General features: G+C 65.9%; 18 protein-coding genes. 4 read left to right on the forward strand and 14 right to left on the reverse strand.

What is annotated here, in order from left to right; all coding sequences use genetic code 11:
- The 8 genes from AC1DDO_RS15840 to AC1DDO_RS15875 form a co-directional block, all read right to left on the reverse strand.
- Positions 1 to 987, reverse strand: a complete 987-nt coding sequence (locus tag AC1DDO_RS15840; RefSeq protein ID WP_476867211.1) for a 3-hydroxyacyl-CoA dehydrogenase family protein — start codon at positions 985 to 987, stop codon at positions 1 to 3.
- A gap of 2 nt (positions 988 to 989) precedes the next feature.
- A complete protein-coding gene (locus AC1DDO_RS15845) occupies positions 990 to 1,472 on the reverse strand; it encodes a ribose-5-phosphate isomerase (RefSeq protein ID WP_476867212.1) in 483 nt (160 codons plus the stop codon).
- Positions 1,469 to 3,241 (reverse strand): dihydroxyacetone kinase subunit DhaL, encoded by a 1,773-nt coding sequence (gene dhaL / locus AC1DDO_RS15850; protein WP_476867213.1) that lies wholly within the window; start codon positions 3,239 to 3,241, stop codon positions 1,469 to 1,471. The genes AC1DDO_RS15845 and dhaL overlap by 4 nt, the downstream gene beginning before the upstream one ends.
- 193 nt (positions 3,242 to 3,434) lie before the next feature.
- A complete protein-coding gene (locus AC1DDO_RS15855) occupies positions 3,435 to 4,439 on the reverse strand; it encodes a sugar phosphate isomerase/epimerase family protein (protein ID WP_476972233.1) in 1,005 nt (334 codons plus the stop codon).
- A 147-nt stretch (positions 4,440 to 4,586) separates the two neighbouring features.
- Positions 4,587 to 5,297 (reverse strand): GntR family transcriptional regulator, encoded by a 711-nt coding sequence (locus AC1DDO_RS15860; RefSeq protein WP_476867215.1) that lies wholly within the window; start codon positions 5,295 to 5,297, stop codon positions 4,587 to 4,589.
- 166 nt (positions 5,298 to 5,463) lie between these two features.
- Positions 5,464 to 6,534, reverse strand: coding sequence for an alkene reductase (locus tag AC1DDO_RS15865; RefSeq protein WP_476867216.1), 1,071 nt, complete (start codon positions 6,532 to 6,534; stop codon positions 5,464 to 5,466).
- A 78-nt stretch (positions 6,535 to 6,612) separates the two neighbouring features.
- Positions 6,613 to 7,671: a 2,3-butanediol dehydrogenase gene (locus AC1DDO_RS15870; protein ID WP_476867217.1), complete on the reverse strand. Its 1,059-nt coding sequence runs from the start codon at positions 7,669 to 7,671 to the stop codon at positions 6,613 to 6,615.
- A 156-nt stretch (positions 7,672 to 7,827) separates the two neighbouring features.
- Entirely contained in the window at positions 7,828 to 9,618 is a 1,791-nt protein-coding gene (locus tag AC1DDO_RS15875; protein WP_476867218.1) for an NAD(P)/FAD-dependent oxidoreductase, read from the reverse strand.
- Positions 9,619 to 9,821: 203 nt separating this feature from the next.
- Here AC1DDO_RS15875 and AC1DDO_RS15880 point away from each other — a divergent pair, with 203 nt between their 5' ends.
- Complete coding sequence (locus tag AC1DDO_RS15880) at positions 9,822 to 11,159, forward strand: GAF domain-containing protein (protein WP_476867219.1); 1,338 nt, start codon at positions 9,822 to 9,824, stop codon at positions 11,157 to 11,159.
- Between the two features lie 80 nt (positions 11,160 to 11,239).
- Here the strand turns inward: AC1DDO_RS15880 and AC1DDO_RS15885 are convergent, their stop codons facing one another.
- Both AC1DDO_RS15885 and AC1DDO_RS15890 read right to left on the reverse strand, forming a co-directional pair.
- Positions 11,240 to 11,767 carry a PKD domain-containing protein gene (locus tag AC1DDO_RS15885; protein ID WP_476972234.1) on the reverse strand — a complete coding sequence of 176 codons (528 nt, stop codon included), beginning with the start codon at positions 11,765 to 11,767 and terminating at the stop codon, positions 11,240 to 11,242.
- A gap of 395 nt (positions 11,768 to 12,162) precedes the next feature.
- Positions 12,163 to 12,816, reverse strand: coding sequence for a DUF6318 family protein (locus AC1DDO_RS15890; protein ID WP_476867221.1), 654 nt, complete (start codon positions 12,814 to 12,816; stop codon positions 12,163 to 12,165).
- 200 nt (positions 12,817 to 13,016) lie between these two features.
- Here AC1DDO_RS15890 and AC1DDO_RS15895 point away from each other — a divergent pair, with 200 nt between their 5' ends.
- From AC1DDO_RS15895 to AC1DDO_RS15905, 3 genes are all read left to right on the forward strand, one after another.
- A complete protein-coding gene (locus AC1DDO_RS15895) occupies positions 13,017 to 13,451 on the forward strand; it encodes a pyridoxamine 5'-phosphate oxidase family protein (RefSeq protein WP_476867222.1) in 435 nt (144 codons plus the stop codon).
- 77 nt (positions 13,452 to 13,528) lie between these two features.
- Entirely contained in the window at positions 13,529 to 13,981 is a 453-nt protein-coding gene (locus AC1DDO_RS15900; protein ID WP_476867223.1) for a very short patch repair endonuclease, read from the forward strand.
- Between the two features lie 147 nt (positions 13,982 to 14,128).
- Positions 14,129 to 14,503, forward strand: coding sequence for a hypothetical protein (locus tag AC1DDO_RS15905; RefSeq protein ID WP_476972235.1), 375 nt, complete (start codon positions 14,129 to 14,131; stop codon positions 14,501 to 14,503).
- Positions 14,504 to 14,542: 39 nt separating this feature from the next.
- On the opposite strand, the gene AC1DDO_RS15910 is transcribed toward AC1DDO_RS15905, so the two are convergent.
- From AC1DDO_RS15910 to AC1DDO_RS15925, 4 genes are all read right to left on the reverse strand, one after another.
- A complete protein-coding gene (locus AC1DDO_RS15910) occupies positions 14,543 to 15,949 on the reverse strand; it encodes a 5-methylcytosine restriction system specificity protein McrC (protein ID WP_476867225.1) in 1,407 nt (468 codons plus the stop codon).
- Positions 15,942 to 18,173 carry an McrB family protein gene (locus AC1DDO_RS15915; RefSeq protein WP_476867226.1) on the reverse strand — a complete coding sequence of 744 codons (2,232 nt, stop codon included), beginning with the start codon at positions 18,171 to 18,173 and terminating at the stop codon, positions 15,942 to 15,944. The genes AC1DDO_RS15910 and AC1DDO_RS15915 overlap by 8 nt, the downstream gene beginning before the upstream one ends.
- A gap of 92 nt (positions 18,174 to 18,265) precedes the next feature.
- Entirely contained in the window at positions 18,266 to 18,523 is a 258-nt protein-coding gene (locus AC1DDO_RS15920) for a hypothetical protein (protein WP_441410078.1), read from the reverse strand.
- 73 nt (positions 18,524 to 18,596) lie between these two features.
- Positions 18,597 to 19,028 carry an acyl-CoA thioesterase gene (locus AC1DDO_RS15925; protein WP_476867227.1) on the reverse strand — a complete coding sequence of 144 codons (432 nt, stop codon included), beginning with the start codon at positions 19,026 to 19,028 and terminating at the stop codon, positions 18,597 to 18,599.
- Between the last annotated feature and the right edge of the window lie 83 nt (positions 19,029 to 19,111).

Here is a 19,111-nt window from a genome sequence, read left to right on the forward strand (position 1 = left end):
TCAGTTGATGGGGGCGGGGCCGAGTTCGTCGATGAGCTTCTGCATGGCCACGTACGCCTTGTTCCGGTAGGCGATCAGTTCCGGGGTGCGCTCTGCCGGGACATTGAGGAAGCCTGCGCCGGTCTTGGTGCCCAGCTTTCCGGCCTCCACGAGATCGGTGAGGATCTTCGGCGTCGCAAAGCGTTCCGGGAAATCGGTCTGGAGTGACTTGTAGCAGAAGTTGTAGACGTCCAGCCCGGCCATGTCGGCGATGGCGAAGGGGCCGAAGAACGGAAGACGGAAGCCGAAGGTGGTGCGGACCAGGGTGTCGACGTCCTCCGCCGTCGCGATCTCCTGCTCCACCAGCTGGGCGGCTTCGTGGAACAGCGCGTACTGGAGCCGGTTGAGCACGAACCCGGTGACGTCCTTCACGACGGCGGTCTGCTTGTTGGCGGCGTGCACGAGGTCGCGGACGGCGCCGACCGTGGCCGCCGAGGTGCCGGCGTGAGGGATGATTTCGACGCCGGGGATGAACGGGGACGGGTTGGAGAAGTGCACGCCCAGGAAGCGTTCGGGGTTGGACACCGGCCCGGACAGGTCCGCGATGGAGATGGTGGAGGTGTTGGAGCCAATGATGGCGTCCGGCCGGGCTGCCGCACTGATGCGGGCTAGGGTCTGGTGCTTGATCTCGATGACTTCGGGGACGGCTTCTTCGATGAAGTCGGCGTCGGCGACGGCTTCCTCAATGTCCTTGGCGGCCCAGAGGTTTTCCTTCAGGATGGCGGTGGAGCCTGCCGGGAAGAGTCCCGCGGCAACGAATTCGTCGGATTCGGCCAGGAGCCGCTCGTAGTTCTTCTGCGCCACTTCGGCGGACACGTCCGCGAGCGCCACCCGGGCGCCGCCGAGCGCCAGGACCTGGGCGATGCCGCCGCCCATGTAGCCGGAGCCGACGACGGCGATCTTGCGGGCGGCGTTGATGGCGGCTGCGGTTTCTGTTGATTCGGTCATGTTCAGACTGCCTTCGTGTATTCGGGCTCGTAGGAGCAGATGGCGTCCACCTTGGCGGCGGAGGAGGAGTTTTCATCGAAGCGGTGGCTCAGCCATTCGCCAACGAGCTTCTTGGCGAGTTCCAGCCCGATCACGCGCTGGCCGAGCGTGAGGACCTGGGCGTTGTTGCTCAGGACGGACCGTTCCACGGAGTAGCTGTCGTGGGCGGTGACGGCACGGATGCCGGGGACCTTGTTCGCAGCGATGGCCACGCCCAGGCCGGTGCCGCAGATCAGCAGCGCCCTGTCGGCGTCGCCCTCGGCGACTTTGCGGGCCGCGTCGACGGCCACGTGCGGGTAGGCGGTGGAGTCGTCCGCTCCGACGCCGACATCCAGGACGGAGGCGACGCGCGGGTCCGCTTCGAGCAGGGCCTTCAGGGCGTTCTTGTATTCGACGCCGGCCTCATCGTTGCCGACGACGATGCGCCAGCCTGGTGTTGTGCTCATGCTGTTACTCCTTGTTCCGCCGGCTCGGATGTAGCGAGCCGGGTTCCTGTGCTGGAAGTTTCGTTGTGTGCAGAAATCCGTGTGGCAATGAGTGCGAAGGACACCGCGCCGGGGTCGGGGTGGCCGAGGCTCTTTTCCGCGAGCGGTCGGGCGCGGCCCTTGAGCGGACGCAATTCGGACGTCGCGTCCGCGGCGGTTGTGGCGGCTTCCGCTGCGGCGGCGAGCGAGGCAGCCACGGGGGTGCCGGCGTCGAACGCGGTGAGGAAGGCGTCCCGGAACGGCACGAGGGCGTCCACCATGGTCTTGTCGCCCAGCTCGGCCTTGCCGAGCTCGGTGATGGCGTCCACGAAGGCCGTGACCGCGGCGGCCGCGTCCTCGCCGCTGTAGCTGTCCTGGTTGCCCAGGGCCTGTCCGGCCGCGATGATTGCCGAGCCCCAGAGCGCGCCCGAGGTGCCGCCGGCGCGTTCGCTCCAGGCCTCCCCCGCCGAGGTCAGGACGCGCGACGGCGACGCGCCGCCGTCGTTCGCCGCGGCCAGCTCGGCAGCGGCGACTGCCGCGTCCACGCCGCGCCGCATGCCGATGCCGTGGTCGCCGTCGCCGGCAATGGCATCCAGGCGGCCAAGTTCTTCCTCATGCTCGATGATCACGTTCTGCGTCTGGCCGAGCAGGTCTGCAGCCAGCCGGCCGAGGGCTGCGGCCGCTGCGGTGGGGCGCTCGACGTCGGCGGCTGCTTCGGCCACGGGACCGGCGAGTTCGCGGCGGGCGCGGGGCGCGAGGTTTCCCTTGCGGAACGCCGGGGTGTCCGCCGGGGCGGCCCAGTACTGTTCGAGTTCCTCGTCCAGCCACAGCAGGGTCAGCGAAAGTCCGGACATGTCCAGGCTCGTGACGAGCTCCCCGCATTCGGGTTCCACCACGGTAAGCCCTGCGGCGGTAAGGAGCTTCTCGACCTTGCCGAACAGCAGGAAGAGTTCGTCGTACTTGACCGTTCCGAGGCCGTTGATGATTGCGACCACGCGGGTGCCGGCGTCATCCGGCTTGTCGGCCAGGAGCCGGCTGACCAGGAGTTCTGCCAGTTCCGAGGCGGTGGGCATGGGGTGATCTGAGATGCCCGGTTCGCCGTGGATGCCCAGGCCGAGGGACATGTGCCCCGCCGGGACCGTGAACAGCGGCGCGTCGGCACCGGGCAGGGTGCAGCCGTCGAAGGCCACGCCGAGGGAGCGGGTGCGGTAGTTGGTCCGGATGGCCAGCCGTTCGACGTCGTCCAGGCTCATTCCCGCCTCCGCGGCGGCGCCGGCGATCTTGAAGACGGTCAAGTCCCCGGCGATGCCGCGGCGCTTCTCGATCTGCTCCAGCGGGGCGCTGGCGATGTCGTCGGTGACCAGGACCGTGCGGGTTTCGATGCCTTCGGCGTTGAGCCGCAGCTGGGCCTGGCCGAAGTGCAGGACGTCTCCGGCGTAGTTGCCGTAGCTAAGCAGCACGCCGCCGCCGGCGTTGGCGGCCTTGGCCACGCGGTAGATCTGGCCGGCCGCGGGCGAGGCGAACATGTTGCCGCAAGCCGAGGCGGTGGCCAGGCCGGGTCCGACGAGGCCGGCGAAGGCCGGGTAGTGCCCGGAGCCGCCGCCGACCACCAGGGCCACCTGGCCGGCCGGGACCTCAGTGGAGCGGACGACGCCGCCGTCGACACGGGCAACGTAGCCGCGGTTGGCCGCCACGAAGCCGTCCAGTGCCTCATCCGCGAAATCGGCGGGATTGTCGAAGATCTGGGTCATGGTTTCCTCATTGAATCCGTGTTGGAGAACTAATGCTGTGGGTAGAGAGCTGGGGTGGTGCGGCCGCCCCCCAAATGGCTTGACGGCCGCACCAGGACCCCGGTGTCACGTGCCGGGTCGGGTTCCCGTGTCACGTTCCGGTGTCACGTGCCGGGTCGGGTTCCCGTGTCACGTTCCGGTGTCAGGCGCCGGGTCAGACGCTGGCGAGTGCCGTGGCTGCGGGCTGCTGCCGGCCCTGGGCCACCTGGCTCTGGCCGAGGGCGTAGCCGTCGGTTTTCGGCAGGACCTGGCGTCGGAGGTAGTCCTGGTTGCTGGCCGTGACGGAGAGACCGTCGCCGCCGTAGTGCTCGGTGCACAGGATGCCCTGGAAGCCCACGGACAGCGCGACCTTGAACGCCTCGCGGTAGTTGATGAGGCCGCTTTCCATCGGGGCCGGCATCGCGACGTAGGTGTCACGGGCCACGTCCTCGTCGCGGATGTAGTTCTTCATGTGCCAGTAGTTGGAGTATGGGAGGGTCTTGGCGACCATCTCGCGCCAGTCCTCGATCGGGCGGTGCAGGCGGATGAGGTTGCCGATGTCAGGGTTGAGGCCGACGTTGGCCAGGCCGATGTCCTGGACCAGCTGGACGGAGGAATCCGCGGTGCCAAGGTACGTGTCCTCGTACATTTCGAGCGAGAGCAGTACGCCGACCTCGGCCGCGTGCTGGCCGAGTTCCCGCAGGCGGGTCACGGCCTTGCCCCAGGTTTCCTTGTCCCCCACCGGGTCCTTGTAGCCTTCGACGGTCCAGAACCACATCTGCTTCAGCTGCTCGGCGGTGATGGCCTGGTGCAGTCCAAACGAGACGACCTCGCAGCCAAGCTCGGCCGCAGCATCGATGGTGCGGTGGCTGTAGGCCAGGTTGGCTTCCCAGTTGCCCTCCTCGATCACGCTGCGGCGGATGGCCGAGATGACGGGGATGCCGATGCCCACGTTGTCGGCGGTCCGCTTGAACTCGGCGAGGCGGGCCGAGCTCAGGTCGCCGGGGCGGACCCAGCTGTCCGTGAGGTCTGCGTCGGCAAAGCCGGCTTCCTTGACCTCGGTAAAGACCTCGGCCCAGGCGGAGGCGTCGGCGTCGTTGATGTGGTTACCCTGCGCGTCGGTTCCCGGGAATTGCAGGAGCGCTGCGGTGATGGGCCAGTTTTCGGCTGTGTAAGCCATGGGTTCACTCCTTCGTGGAATCCTGTTTCCTATAGGATTTACTATCGAAAGGGTGTTGTCAAGGTCACATTCACTACATTGGCAACAATCGAAGATCCTATAGGGATTTAATCCGCGTTTGAAAAGGCCCGGAAAAGTGCTTGGCGGTTATTCCGCAGGAGCGTCCGCGATGGCGCGTCCGCGCACTTTTTGCACGTGCTCGGCCATGGCAGCTGCGGCCTTCTCCGGGTCGCCCGAGGACAGCGCATCCAGGACCGCCTGGTGCTCGGCGATCGCCTGCTCCGCGTCCGTGATGCCGACGCCGCCGAACAGACGGAAGCGCTGGACCTGCCCGCCGAGGGCAGCGTAGGCGGCCACCATGAACTGATTGCCGGTCTGCTCCGCGATCAGCCGGTGGAAGCGCTCGTCGGCGTCCAGATAGTCGCGGTACTCCGCAAACGACGGGCCACGTGGTGCTTTCTTGAGGTCGGCGACCGCCATGGCCAGCTCGGCATGGTGCGCCGGCGTCAGGCGGGCGCACGCCAGGCGGGCGTTAACGGGCTCGATGGCCAGCCGCGCCTCCATGAGTTCGGCGAAGTCCTCCTGGGTGAACATCGGCGCAACGCGGTAGCCCTTGAGTGCGACGCGGCGGACCATTCCGGTGTGTTCGAGCCGCGCGAGCGCCTCGCGCACCGGCGTCGGGGAAACGTTGAGCTCCCTGGCGGTTCCATCAATGCTCACTGCGGTCCCGGGTTCGAGCCGCCCGTCCATCAGCGACGCCAGAAGCTCTTCATAGACGTGGTCGGCGAGGACCTGCCGGCTGATGGGACGGCCCGCGGAATGGCCCTCAGGGCGACTCCCGGAGGAAGCTAGTTGCATGTTCAGATCCTATAGGACGCCGGACATGCCCATTCTGTAAGGCAAAGAGTGGGCAGAACGGTGTTCTGCCCACTCTTTGTGGCCAAGGCTGGACATGTCCAGCGGTGGTGGTGCCGGCGCTACTTAGTGACGCAGCGCCCCTCGTACCGCGTTGACTCCGCGCTACCTAGTTCTGGTAGGCCGGGTAGTCGGTGTAGCCAGCAGGGCCCTCGGTGTAGAACGTGGCCGGATCCGCCTCGTTGACCGGCAGGCCTTCGCGCCAGCGGCGCACCAGGTCCGGGTTGGCGATGGCGGGGCGTCCGACGACGACGGCGTCAGCGTGGCCGTCGGCGACCAGCGCGGTGGCCTCGTCGCGCGTCGTGACAACGCCGAAGCCGGTGTTGATCAGGAACGTGCCGTTGAACCGTGCGCGCAGGTCCTGGACCAGCTCACTGGTGGGGTCCTTGTGCAGGATGCTGAGGTAGGCCAGCTTCAGCGGAGCCAGGGTGTCCACGAGGTGGCCGTAGGTGGCCCGGACGTCCGCCGCGTCGAGTTCCACGGCACCTTGGACATTGTGTTCCGGCGAGATGCGGATGCCGACGCGGTCCGCGCCAATCGCATCCACGACGGCCTGGGCAACCTCGATCACGAAGCGCGCCCGGTTTTCCGGGGAGCCACCGTAGACGTCGTTGCGCTGGTTGGCGGACGGAGCCAGGAATTCGTGCAGCAGGTAACCGTTGGCCGAGTGAAGCTCAACGCCGTCGAATCCTGCCTCTACCGCTCTGCGGGACGCCGTGACGAATTCCTCGACGATGCCCGGCAGTTCCTCGGTGGTGAGGGCGCGCGGGACGGGGAACGGCTGCTTGCCCGCGTAGGTGCGGGTTTCGCCGTCGATCGCAATGGCGCTGGGCGCGACGACTTCGTGGCCACCGGTGGTGTCCACATGCGTGACGCGGCCTGCGTGCATGACCTGGGCGAAGATCCGGCCGCCTTCGGCGTGCACAGCGGAAGTGACGTTGGACCAGCCTTCAAACTGTTGGTCGGTGACGAGCCCGGGCTGGCCCGGGAAGCCCCGGCCGGCCGGGCTCGGGTAGGTGCCCTCGCTGACGATCAGGCCGAGTGAGGCGCGCTGGCGGTAGTGCTCAACTACCAGCGGCCCCGGGATTCCTTCCTGACCGGAGCGGACGCGGGTCAGTGGCGCCATCACGAGTCGGTTGGGCAGTTTCAGGTCGCCGAGGGTCATCGGGGAAAACAGCATGCGCAATTCCTTTCACGGTGAATGGGTTCACTGGCGGCAACTGCGCGGCGTCTGCAACTATTCCATCTGAGACTCGGATCACGATGGGTGGACGATGATCTTTACCGCGGTGTCGTTGTGGTTGATCAGCGTGTCGAACCCTTTGTCCACCAAGTCATCCAGGGCGATTCTGCCGGTGATGAAGGGTTTCAGGTCGACTTTTCCTTCCTGGACGAGCTTGATGGCGGCTTCGTGATCGCCGCAGTAGGCAATGGTGCCGCGCAGGTCAATTTCCTTCAGCACCACTTTCTGCATGTCGACAGTGGCCGGGTGGCCCCAGATGGAGACGTTGACGACGACGCCGGCGGGCTTGACGACGTCGAGCATGGTGTCCAACACCGCGTTCACGCCGGCACATTCAAACGCCGCATTGGCCCCTGCACCGCCGGTCAGTTCCAGCACGCGCGCCTTGACGTCGTCGGTGCTGGGGTCCAGGACATGATCCGCGACGCCGGACGAGGTCGCCTTCTCCTTGCGGGCGGCCGACAGCTCGGTGACGATCGTGGTGATGCCGATGCCCTTGAGGACCGCGGCGGTCAGGAGACCGATGGGTCCGGCACCGCCGACGACGGCGACGTCCCCGGCTGTGAGGCCGCTCCTTCCGACGGCGTGATACGCCACCGCGAGGGGCTCGATGAGGGCGGCCTCGTCCAGGGGGATGTCGCCGACCGGATGGACCCACCGCGTGTCGACAACGATCTTTTCGCTCAGGCCGCCACCGCCGCCCGCCAATCCGATGAAGCCCAACTTGGTGCACAGGTTGTAGTGCCCGCTGCGGCAAGGGCCGCATTCGTTGCAGACGACGTACGGCTCAACGACGACGTTGTCTCCGACGGCCAGGCCGGTGACGCCTTCCCCGAGTTCCTCGATGGTGCCGGAGAATTCGTGTCCCAGGGTGACCGGGGCGGCCTCGTGGGTAAGCCCGTGGGGATGGCCGGGCGGCGGGGTGAAAATGGGTCCTTCGAGAAATTCATGAAGGTCGGTGCCGCAGATACCGCACCAGGCCACGGCGATCTTCACCGTTCCCGGACGCAGCTCGGGCTCCTGGATGTCTTCGATCCGGAGATCCTCGCGGGCATGGAATCGTGCTGCTTTCATGGGGTTTCACCTTCGGATTCCAGGCCGTGGATGCGCCCGGGCAGGCGCATCCACGGAATGTTTTGGATGTTCACAGCGGGGCCGTAACCCCAGTGTGGTGGCCGTGCCGGGGATTGTCACGGCCTTTGCTGGTCAGCCGGCATGGTGCGGGCATGGTCAGCGGGTGTGGTGTGTGGGCTGCAGCTCGAAGACCGGGGTCGGCAGTCCTTCCATCCGCGCCTTCAGCTGCAGCGCCAGATAGTTGGAGTAGTGCCGGCTCTGGTGCAGGTTGCCGCCGTGGATCCAAAGGTTCTCCACGTTTGTGGGCTTCCACATGTTGCGCAGCTCCCCCTCCCACGGCCCCGGATCCTTGGGTGTGTCCGATCCGAACCCCCAGCACTTGCCAACGGCGTCGGCCACCTCGGGCGAAACCAGATCGGCCAGCCAGCCGTTCATCGAGCCGTAACCCGTGGCGTAAATGATGACGTCGGCCTCAAGTTCCGTGCCGTTGGCCATCACCACGGAGTTGCCGGTGATCTTGCTGACCTCGCCGTTGGCCAGCTTGACCCGGCCGCCGATGATCAGCTGCGAGGCACCGACGTCGATGTAGTAGCCGGAACCGCGCCTCAGGTACTTCAGGAACAGGCCGGAGCCGTCGACGCCGAAGTCCAGGTCAAAGCCGGCAGCCTCGAGCTGGGAGTAGAAGTCCGCGTCCCGCCGGGCCATCTCGGCATAGACGGGGATCTGGGCCTCGGGCAGAATCCGGTACGGCAACGAGGCGAAGAGCAGATCGGCCTTCTCCGTCGTGACGCCGTTGGCCAACGCTTTTTCGGAGTACAGATCGCCCAGGGCCAGGTCCATGAGGGATTCGCTGCGGGCAATGTGCGTCGAGGACCGCTGGACCATGGTGACATCGGCCCCGTGCTCCCAGAGGTCGGCGCAGATGTCGTGGGCGGAATTGTTGGAGCCGATCACCACGGCCTTCCGGCCGGTCCAGTCTCCGCCGCCCGGGTGCTTGGACGAGTGGTACTGCTCCCCCAGGAAGGACTCGGCGCCGTCGAACGTGGGGACGCTGGGGTACCCCGAAACCCCCAGGGCGAAGACCAGCTGCTTGGGGCGCAGGGTGACCGGTGCGCCGTCGCGCATCACCTCCACCACCCACTCCTGGGACGTTTCGTCGAAGCGGGCGTTGGTGCACTCGGTCTTGGACCAGTAATTCAGTTCCATGATCCGCGTGTAGTTTTCCAACCAGTCGCCGATCTTGTCCTTGGCCGCGAATACGGGCCAGTCGTCCGGGAACTTTATGTAGGGCAGGTGGTCGTACCAGACCGGATCGTGCAGGTGGAGGGACTTATAGCGGTTGCGCCACGAGTCACCCGCGCGCTCATTCTTCTCGATGATGATGGTGGGCACTCCGAGCCTGCGCAGCCGCGCCGCCAACCCGATCCCGCCTTGGCCGCCGCCGATGATGACCGTGTAGGGCTGCTCTTCGTAGCCGAGGCGCGCCTCCTGTTCTTCCTTCAGTTCCAGCCAGGATTTGCGGCCTTGGGTGATTTCATGGGCGACGCCTTTTGGCCGGTTGGGTCCCTTCTTTTCTTCGAAGCCCTTGAGCTCCTGCATGGTGGTGAGCAGGGTCCAGCATTTGCCGTTCCGGAGGCGCAGATGCGCGTAGCCCCGCGCCTGGGTGGTCTCGAAGTTCACCCAGGCCTCGGTGTTGGCGACGTCCCCGGTGGCGTCTTCGGCGAGGGTCCAGTTGCTGGGCTGCACGTCATCCAGGGTCGCGTCGAGCATGCGCCGGATGTCTTCCTTGCCCTCAAGGGTCTTGAGGTTCCAGGTGAAGGAGACGAAGTCGCGCCAGTACGAATCGTCGTCGAAAAGTTCCAGTGCGGCGTCCGTGTTGTGGCCGCGCAGTGCCTCTTCGAACTGCGCCAACCACGCCCCGACAACGCCATTTGGTGTCTCAGGCATGATTCCTCTTTCCGTTGCTGACAGTGGGCCGCTTCCGTCGCGTGACGCCTAGACCACGCAGTGACCCGCATCACAAGTAAAGATCGCAGGGGGTTACAATCGGGTTACACGGAGCTCTCGAGCTGTCGGCCGGCACACGGCAGCCGACGGCGGCGAGGAACCAGCCGGGCGCGACGATTCGAGGGCGAGTTGGGAGAATGAGGATGCCGCAGGGCCATGGCTCCAGCACGCATCCCTCAGACCTCAGGTTTTCCGCGCCGGCGGAGTACGCCCGAATTCTCCGCGCGGCGCACGAGACCACCATGTCCGGCACCCCGGATTCCCGCCTGTCGCCGGCGCTCATCAAATCCTGGCAGCGCTCCCTCGCCTTGGGCATCAACCCGGACCAGCACCGTCCGCCGCACCGGCATGAAGTCTCCGAGGCGCGCTCCCTCAGCGCCGGCCATCGGCTGGCCGCGGTCATGCCTGCCCTGTCACAGCTGCTGGCCGATGAGACCGCGACCGGGCGCCATTTGCTCATTGTGACTGACCACGACGGAGAAGTGCTGTGGCGCGTTGGCAGCAAACAGGCGCTGCGGCTTGCCGACTCCCTGGAGTTCGTGGAGGGTGCCGACTGGTCCGAGGCAGGGGTGGGCACCAACGCCATCAGCGAAGCCTTGGTAACTGGCGCTCCGGCGCAGCTGTTCTCGGCCGAGCACCTGGTGCGGACCCATCACGACTGGGCCTGCACTGCCTCTCCGATTCGCGACCCCTTGACCGGCGAAATCGTCGGCGTCCTCGATGTCTCCGGCCCGTTCGAGTCGGTCACGCCGGACAGCCTGCGGCTGGTGCGTTGTGGAGTGCGGCTTGCGGAGGAGCTGCTGAAATCGGCCCCTGTTTCCGACTCCGAATTTAGGCGCCGAGGGCAGCCGTTCCGACGTGATGAGCGGACAACGCACGACGGCGGCGCCCGGTCACGGCTCATGCTGCGGCTTTTGGGGGACGCGCCGTCCGCGGCGGTCGACGGCGGTCCCCAGCGCCCGCTGACGCTTCGCCGCGCCGAAATCCTTGCCCTGCTGGCCTCTCGTGACCAGGGCTGGAGTGCAGATGAACTGGCTTGCGAGATCCATGGCGACGCGGGCACAGGCGCAGCGATCCGGACCGAGATGCACCGGATACGCAACATCCTGGGCGGGGTCCTGGAGGCGAACCCCTACCGGTTCTCTTCCACCGTTCATGCGGTGACGGACGCCTCGGCTGTGGCAGCCCACCTTCGGGAGGGCCGGGTTGCCGAGGCATTCGCGGCCTATCCGGCGCAACTCCTCACGCGGTCGACCAACCTGGCGATCGGGTTCATGCGCGACGAGCTCAACGCGGCCGTGGGGGCGTCCATACGCTCCAGCGGTGATGCCGGGCTGATGCTGCAGTGGTGCACGAGCGACATGGGGTCCGCAGATACGGCAACCGCGGCCGCCGCGGCGGCGCTGATCGGACCGGACGATCCCCGTTGCCAGCTGGTGAACGCCCGGATGGCCCGGGTAGACCGCGAGCTGCGAGCCTAGCCACCCAAGCCACGGACTGTGGCGCCCGTGCTTAGCCCGGGCTAAGGGCGGTGGCGGGGCGAACTTGAGGCGGCGGAGGCTTACGGCGGAGGCGGGGCGACGCCGGGGCAGCCTTGGCCTTGAGGGTTCTGCAGGCAGGTATCTGCGTAATTCCTGGTGATCGACCGCCAGACGCTGACGGTCTGTGGCGGCGAGCTGAATTGGCCTTGGCCGGGAATGGGCAGCGCCGGTCCGCCATTCACCGAGTACGTGCCCTGGAAATGCGTCGTCAGCACCACCGCGAAGTCGCCGGTCTGGGTGTAGATGTGGCTGGTCAGGGTCTTCTCACCCCAGCGGTCCTGCGGAAGGGGCGCCCCGGCGGCCGTTTGCGGCCCCAGCGAAGTGCCGTCTCCATAGCTCCACGTGTACTGCACCGGCTTCGCAATGATTGCGACGTCTTGACCCAGCATGTTCACGCTGAATGATTGCTCGGCGGCTTCCGCGTAGAGATTTGTCTCGGCACCCCGGAGCGTGTGCGGACTCGGCTGCGTGACGCTGCTGCCGGCGTTGATGGGAAGCTGTTGAAATTTCGTCTGAATCTGGGCGGCAATCTGGCCCAGGACATCCACGGGCTCCTCGAGGTAGACACAGCGGTCTGGCGAGATGCGGCTCCAATCGTTCGGTCCCGCAACAACTAGCTTCCACCACCATCGAACAGGGCGACCGTTTTGGCCAGCATTACATTCAGCCGTCGCCGCGAGACAAGGAAGATCGAAATTGTTGTTATCTATCAGGCACAGGTAGTCAAACCTGTACTGGAATGGGCTCTCCGGAACAGTCCCGGGCGCATCTACCCAAACTCCGAACGTCGAGTCATAACGCCAGACACCCACGCCCGTTTCGTTCCAAAAAACGTCGGATGCCCCCGCGTTGGCCGAAGGGCCAATGGTTAGGGAAAAAGAAATGACAGCAACGAATACAATCCCGATGCCCCACCGTCTTCGCGCTGAGGGCCGGAAGCGAATCATGCACCGATCCGGTCAATATCCATCGCCGTCCAACGACCGTCAGAGAAGCGGAGAATCATGATATCAGCGAGAACTTGTGAGGCCGGCACGGATTTCTCGACACTTGAGTCCGCTCGATACAGCGTTCCCGCCGATTGCTCCAACTGTGTGGTCACTTGGTAGCTACCCTGGGTTGTCTTGACGAAGTTGGTATAGGCCCCCTTCGCTTGGACCAACCCTCCCGCGATCCATCGTCCTTCGGAATTCCACTCCACAATTCCCGGGCGCACCTTGGCGCATAGCCTGCACGATGAGTCGGTCACCTCATCCATCAGCCGGAATTCCCCCGTCTGATATGCGTAATTCAGTAGCGTATACCAATGCTTTGCGAAGGCTATAGCGCCTTCCTTCGTCTCCGCCTTCGCGGCCTCGGGCAGAACTGGAATCGGGACGTTCTGCGCCTTCCCTGTCGCGTCAGCGGGTTTGTAACTGGCGCTGGGCGTGGGGGCGGCGCTTGGACTGGAGGCGGCGGGGCTTTGAGACTCTGACGGTGGAGTGCCTGTAGGCGGGGTGCCTCCCCCGCTGCACGCGGCGACCATGACCAGGGAGAACGACATCAGGGCGGCGGTGCACACGCGCCGCAGGCCGGAAAGCGAAGTGCGGGATGTCATGGTCAGCTACTCCCCCGATAGAAATCAAGACGCGCGAGTCCAAGCAATGCTTAAGGGTAACCGACGTCACATTTTGCACATTGAAGTTATCCACAGCAGGGTCCCTACCCTCGTCGGAGACCGCGGAATCCGGCAGTCCAGCTTGCGTTGAGTCCTTTAGCCCCTAGCGTCTCCCCTGCCGTCGCCAGAACAATGAACCCATGATGTTCGAACACGAAGACGGCAACCCCATCCTCAAGCTTGACGACGAGCAGTCCTGGAAACTTATCGACAGCACAAAACACGGCAGGCTTGTGGTCACCGTGGCTGGAGAACCCGACATATTCCCGGTGAACTACGCGGCCAGCGGCCGTAAATTGTTCCTCCGCACTGCCCCCGGAAACAAACTGGCGGAACTCACCATCAACTCGAAAGTGCTTTTCGAAACCGACGGAATCCTGTCCGAGGAGGCGTGGTCCGTGGTCCTACGGGGCACTGCGCGCGTCCTCGATCAATCGGCGGATATCGCCGAGGCCGAGGCCCTCGGACTCAAGCCCTGGGTTCCGACGTTGAAGGACTTCTACGTCGAAATTACGCCAACGTCGGTCAGCGGACGCCACTTCCAGTTCGGCGAACACCCCGAGCGGGAGATCTAACGCCCGACGCCGCGTCCCGGCCGCCCCCGCCGCCGGGTCCCGCCGCGCCCGCCCAGTCACCCGCCTAGACTTAAAGCATGGCGGACAAGCTGACCCCTGAGCGGCGCAGCTGGAACATGTCCCGCATCCGCGGCAAGAACACCAAGCCGGAAATGATGGTCCGCAGGCTGCTGCACGCGAAGGGATACCGCTACCGCCTGCACGGCAGCGCGCACGGCGGCAAACTCCCGGGCAACCCCGATCTCGTCTTCGCCGGCCGGCACAAGGTCATCTTCGTCAACGGCTGCTTCTGGCACTTCCACGAGTGCCGGGTAGGACAACACGCACCCCAGGCTAATGCCGAGTTCTGGGAAACCAAGCGCACGCGAACCCGGAACCGCGACGCCGCCCAGCGGCTCCAGCTCGAACACGACGGCTGGGAGGTGCTCACGGTGTGGGAATGCGAGCTGAAGGATTCCACGGCGCTGGAGCTCCGTCTGGACGCTTTCCTTCAGGGCCTTCAGGGCCCGATCCCGGACAAACACGCCTGACTACGTCCGATGACCAGCAGAAATCTGGCGTGTCGCGCGGCCCGCTTCCAGTGCACGCTGAACCGCCTCCGCTAATATTCGACACCGGGGACTATAGGCATTATTCGGACAGTACCGCTGTGTACTGCAAACACGGGAGAGCGCACGATGCCGCACTTGCTGATGTCCAATGACGAGCCCAACGCGGTTGCTGCGCCAGGAGAAGCCACCACTACTCACGCCAGCCCCACGGATTCCAGCCGCAGGGAGTCCGGTCCCACAGTTCTTGAGTTCCGCCGCCTCGGCCACACCACACACCGCGCCATCCGGCCGCGCCCGTTCCGCGGAGCCGACCCGGATCTGGAGCCGCTGCGCCGGCAGGCGATGTCCATCATTAGCGAGGTTCTCGCTGACACCAACCCGGACGAGGCGGACGTGCGGGAGAAACTGCGCTGGCACGTCACCAACAACCCGGGTAAGCCGGAAAAGGCCCTCCTGGACCACATGCTCACGGTCGCCGTCGAACAGGAAGAATCCGCCTAACTGGCTGGGCGGTTAGCCGCCGGTCAACGTGCCGAACGGCTAGCTGGCTGAACGGCCAATACTGGCCTGCCGGAGCACTTCGCCCCACGACTGTTGGGCAAGGTCTGCCACGGAGGCCAGGATTTCCGACGGCGGCAAGGACAGGTCCAGCGGGAACTCGACGATGTCGATGTCGGTATTGAGAATCCGGCGCAGCTTGATCTCCCCTGACCCGGGGTAGACAATCCACGCCGTCGGCACCCGCAGGGAGGTGCAGTAGGCCAGCATCCTGTAGTGGTCGCCTGAGAGCGACGCTCCCGCGTCGGCGGCGGCCTTGTACTTGGCGTCGTACACCATCACCGGCTGGCCGCCGAGGAAGTGGACGGCTCCGGGCTGGACCACAATCCGGTCCGAGTCGCGGACGGCCTCGTTCAGCAAGGCGTTGTAGCGAAGCCGCATTTCTCCAGGGAAGGCGGCCATGGCTTCCCGCAGGGCCGTCCCCACGAAGTCCTCGAACACCTTTGCCATGTCCACCACGAACGACGCCGACTGCTGCTTGCCGTCGCCCGCCTCGGCGGAGGCGTTCCGCAGGATCAGTTCGGAAAGCCGGAGAACCGCGTGGTAGCGGGTGTTCATCCGGCTGGGCCGCCACTGCGGCAGCGGCGCGCCGGACTGAAGGCGCGTCACGACGTCGAGCTTTCCCTTGAGCTGGCGCAGCCGGCTAAGGACTTCCGGCCGCACGCGCGGCACCTGGGACATCCGTTCCAGCGCGGCGCGCAGGATCCGGTTCTCCGCGATGTCCTCGGTGAACTCGTCATAGGAGACTTCCAGCGGCACCAGCATCCCGGGGCGGCGGGAAATCTGGTCCGACATCCGGATCCGGCCCTTGACGGTCCGGAGGGATTCTTCGACCATGAGGTACCCCTGCAGCACGCCGCGGCTGAGCGCCCGGTCCGCTAGCTGTGCCAGGGATTCGGCCAGGGCGCTCCACAGATCGGTATGCTCCACGGCGGCAACCGATTCGTCGCGGAAGCCTTGGTCCCCCGCGTAGCCGAGCAGGAACAGGAGCCGGTTCAGCCCGAGCCGTCCCTTCGGCCGCACCTCCAGCTGCACGGTCGGAGTGCGCACCGACCCCACGGTCCCGACGGGTTCGATCCGGTACAGGCCCATGCCCATCGGCGAGGCCTTCGCCAGGCCACTGGCGTTGACATAGGCGGCCGTGTCCGGATCAAGCCGCTCCACGACGCCGGCGGAGAGTTCGTCGAGGACTATGTGCCGGCACGGCTCGGCGCCGGCGCGTCCGGAGACACCCCGTCCCGATGCAACCTGTCCGGTCGAGCCCCGTCCGGTCGAGCCCCGCCCATCCGAAGAGGGCACGGACAAGCCGCGCCCGGACGCGCCCTGATCCACGGCGACGGCGCTGCCGGCCAACGCCATGGTGTCACCGGTCAGCGGCAGCCTAGGCATGCGCCAGGCGGGCCATCAGGTTTTCCAGTCCGAACCGTTCCTCGAGCTGGGCGCGGTTGAGCTGGCCGTGATAGTGCTCCTCCAGCAGCGGCATGAGCTCGTACTTCCAGATTCTGCGGAGGCCCTTGGGCGTCTGGGCCGACTTCTTCATGAAGTAGGAGGGCCCGATCATGAGGTCCCGGTCCCATTCGTCGATCGCATTGTTCAGGGCGTCAAGCAGCAGGGCCGGCGTCGTGTCCAGGTCGCGGGCCTGGAGGAAGCGCAGCAGCGAGCCCTTGACGGGTTCGGTCTTGGGATGGAGCTCGATGAAAGAGAACCGACGCCGGATGGCCGCGTCCATCATCGCGATGGAGCGGTCCGCGGTGTTCATGGTGCCGATGATGTAGAGGTTGTCCGGCAGGGTGAACGGCTCGTTGGGGCTGTACTGGAGATAGATGCGGTCATCGCGGTATTCGAGCAGGAAGTACAGCTCGCCGAACACCTTGGCGAGGTTCGCCCGGTTCATCTCGTCGATGATCAGGAAGTACGGCTTGTTCTCGTTGCCCGGCTTGGCAGCTTCCTCGGCGAGCCGGCGCAGCGGACCGGCCACGAGCTTGAAGGACACCTGGCCCTCGTCCGTCTTGTCCGGACGGAAGCCTTCGAAGAAGTCCTCATAGGCGTACGAGGGGTGGAACTGGACCAGCTTGACCCGCTCGTCCGTGGTGTCGCCGGCGAGTTCGGCGGCGAGGTGCTTGGCCAGGTATGTCTTGCCCGTTCCCGGCGGACCGTAGAGCACCAGCTGCCGGTTCTCCTCGAGGAGTTCAGCGATTTCCTGCAGCGGATCCAGGTCCATGTGCAGGGACGCGGCGAACTCCGGCGTCAGCGGCCGGAACCCGTCACGGGCCGGCTCGACGGCGGCATCCGGCTCGGCGCCGTCGCCCTCCTCGGCTTCGGCTTCTGCCGGCAGGAGCCCCTCGAGGGCCTGGATCACGCGCGTGATGTCCACGATGTTCCCGGAGGTGGTCAGCTGCCGCTGCACGTGGCGGGGCAGCCCGGTGACGTCGTGTTCCTCATCGAACCAGCGGACCTTGCGGCGGAGCCGGCGGTTGTCCTTTCCGTGCTCCGGCTCGCCAAGGACCACGCCGATCCGGACTTTGCCCGAGCTCTGGAAGAGGACAAGGTCGCCGGGCTTCATCACGGTCAGGAAGGCGAACACGGCCGTCTTGGTGTCCTCGCGCTCCACGTAGCCGAGGTGCTTGTAGTCCTCGTCAACGGCGTTCTGGACCAGCCCGGCGGTAACGCCGGGATCCAGCAGACGGAGGTGTTCGACGTCGAGCGTCACCGCTTCCTCCTCCCGCCACTCCGAAAGCAGCTCGGCGTTCTCGTGGTGGGTGCGCAGGAGCCAGGCCCGGCGGCCGGGATCACCGACCTTCCGCCACTGGCTCACCAGTTGGCGGGAGTACCAGTCGATCCGCTGCCCGGCCTGCTGGTCCAGGTGCAGGCGGATCCGGTGGATGTCCGCCGAAATGTCCTCGTCGCTGTCGCCCTTGGCCCCGCCCACCAGGGACGCGAAGGCGTCGCGGATCTCCTGGCGTTCGACGTCGGCCACAACGGGCTCGAAATAGCTTGGCCAGACCAGGAATTCAATGCTGCGGCGGATGGCCGGCTGGTCGTTCGGGGTGCCGGCGACCAGCTTGTGGAAGGCCAGCGGATCCTTGACCGCGGACTGGACGACGTTGGCCGGCCGCTGTGCGACGTGCTGCACGAAGCGGCAGAGCCACTTCAGGTGGTCCCAGATGGTCCAGTTGAATTCCGCGGTGCGGTCCCGGATGACGCCGTGGTCCGTCATGCCCGCGTAGAGCTCGTCGGGGAGCTCCAGCGGGGGCTCCAGCCAAGACGCCGCCTCGGCCACACGGGCCCGCTTCACCTTCAGCGACTTGACCTCGTGGGCCAACGGCAGGGACTGGAGGAACAGCAGCTCCACGGCCAGCTGCTTCGCCCCGCGGGTGGCATCTTCCAGGTTCTGGCGCAGGTTGGTCATCATCGGCGCCTTGGGGTCCGGGACGCCGCGTTCCAGGCGTTCCAGCAACTCCGCGGCGGCCTGGACGGACCAGGTTTTGGTGCGGCCATCCAGGGCGGAGGCCTTGCCGAGCAACCCCGGGCCCAAGACAAACCACGCCGCGTCTTCAATCTCCTTGGAGATACCGAGGGCACGGTGCAGGGCAGGTTTCTTGGTTGGGGTCATACGTTCAATTTACAGGCTTAAACTGAACGCGCGCATTTAACGCCGCCCCTAAGCTACCGTCCAGTAGATCTCGGGCGGCCTGTCTGGAGGGCCTACTTCGTTGCGGGACGGCGCTTCACGCCGACGACGAAATAGGTTCCCGGGCCGATGAAGTTCACCAGGGAGGCAACCCGCCACAGCGCCTTGCTCCCCCGGATTTCCTCGGCCGGCCGACGCGAGATATCCCGCTGGGCAGCAATGAGCAGCGTCAGCTGGACCACGGCCGCCACGATGGTTCCGAACCGTGCCATCGGCGAGAGCTCGCTCCACTTCTTCTTGCGGGAGTGCTTCTCGTGCATTTTCTTGCCCATGTTCACACTGACCAGGCCTCCTTAAGCCTCCGGATTGTTCATTGTAGGAGCCCCACTGGTGCCCGGGTAGAGGCTATGGGACCGGGTGGACGCGGGTATACGGGGCCAGCCGCTCCTTCTGCTCCGGCGTCAGCCGCAGCACCCGGCCCGTGGCCTCATTGACGAAGGCAAGGTGGCTCGAGGCCCGGACGCAGTCCTCCCGGGTGACGGGGTCCTGCACCAGGTAGTGGATGTCGAAACTGGCGCCCTTGACCGCCCCGATCCACAGCTGGACGATGGCGGGCACGTTCCGGTACTCAAGGGTCCTGACATAGCGGATCTTGTGCTCCACCACGAGCGCCAGCGTCCCCTCCGGTATTTCGTTGAAGAGCGGGACGAGGGGTTCGGTTCCGGGCAGCCCGGCCCCCTGGGGCGGTCCGAAGGCCGCGATCCGTGCTTCCTCGAGGATCCGGACGATCTGGACGTTGTTGATGTGCCCGTAGGCGTCCATGTCGCCCCAACGCATCGGCACCTCCACCTCCAGGCGCAGCGGCTCCCAGGCTGGGCCGGCCCCCGAAGGGCCCACCCCTGCCGCGCCCTCCGCGCTTG

The sequence above is a fragment of the Arthrobacter sp. 10N43 genome (assembly GCF_056394525.1).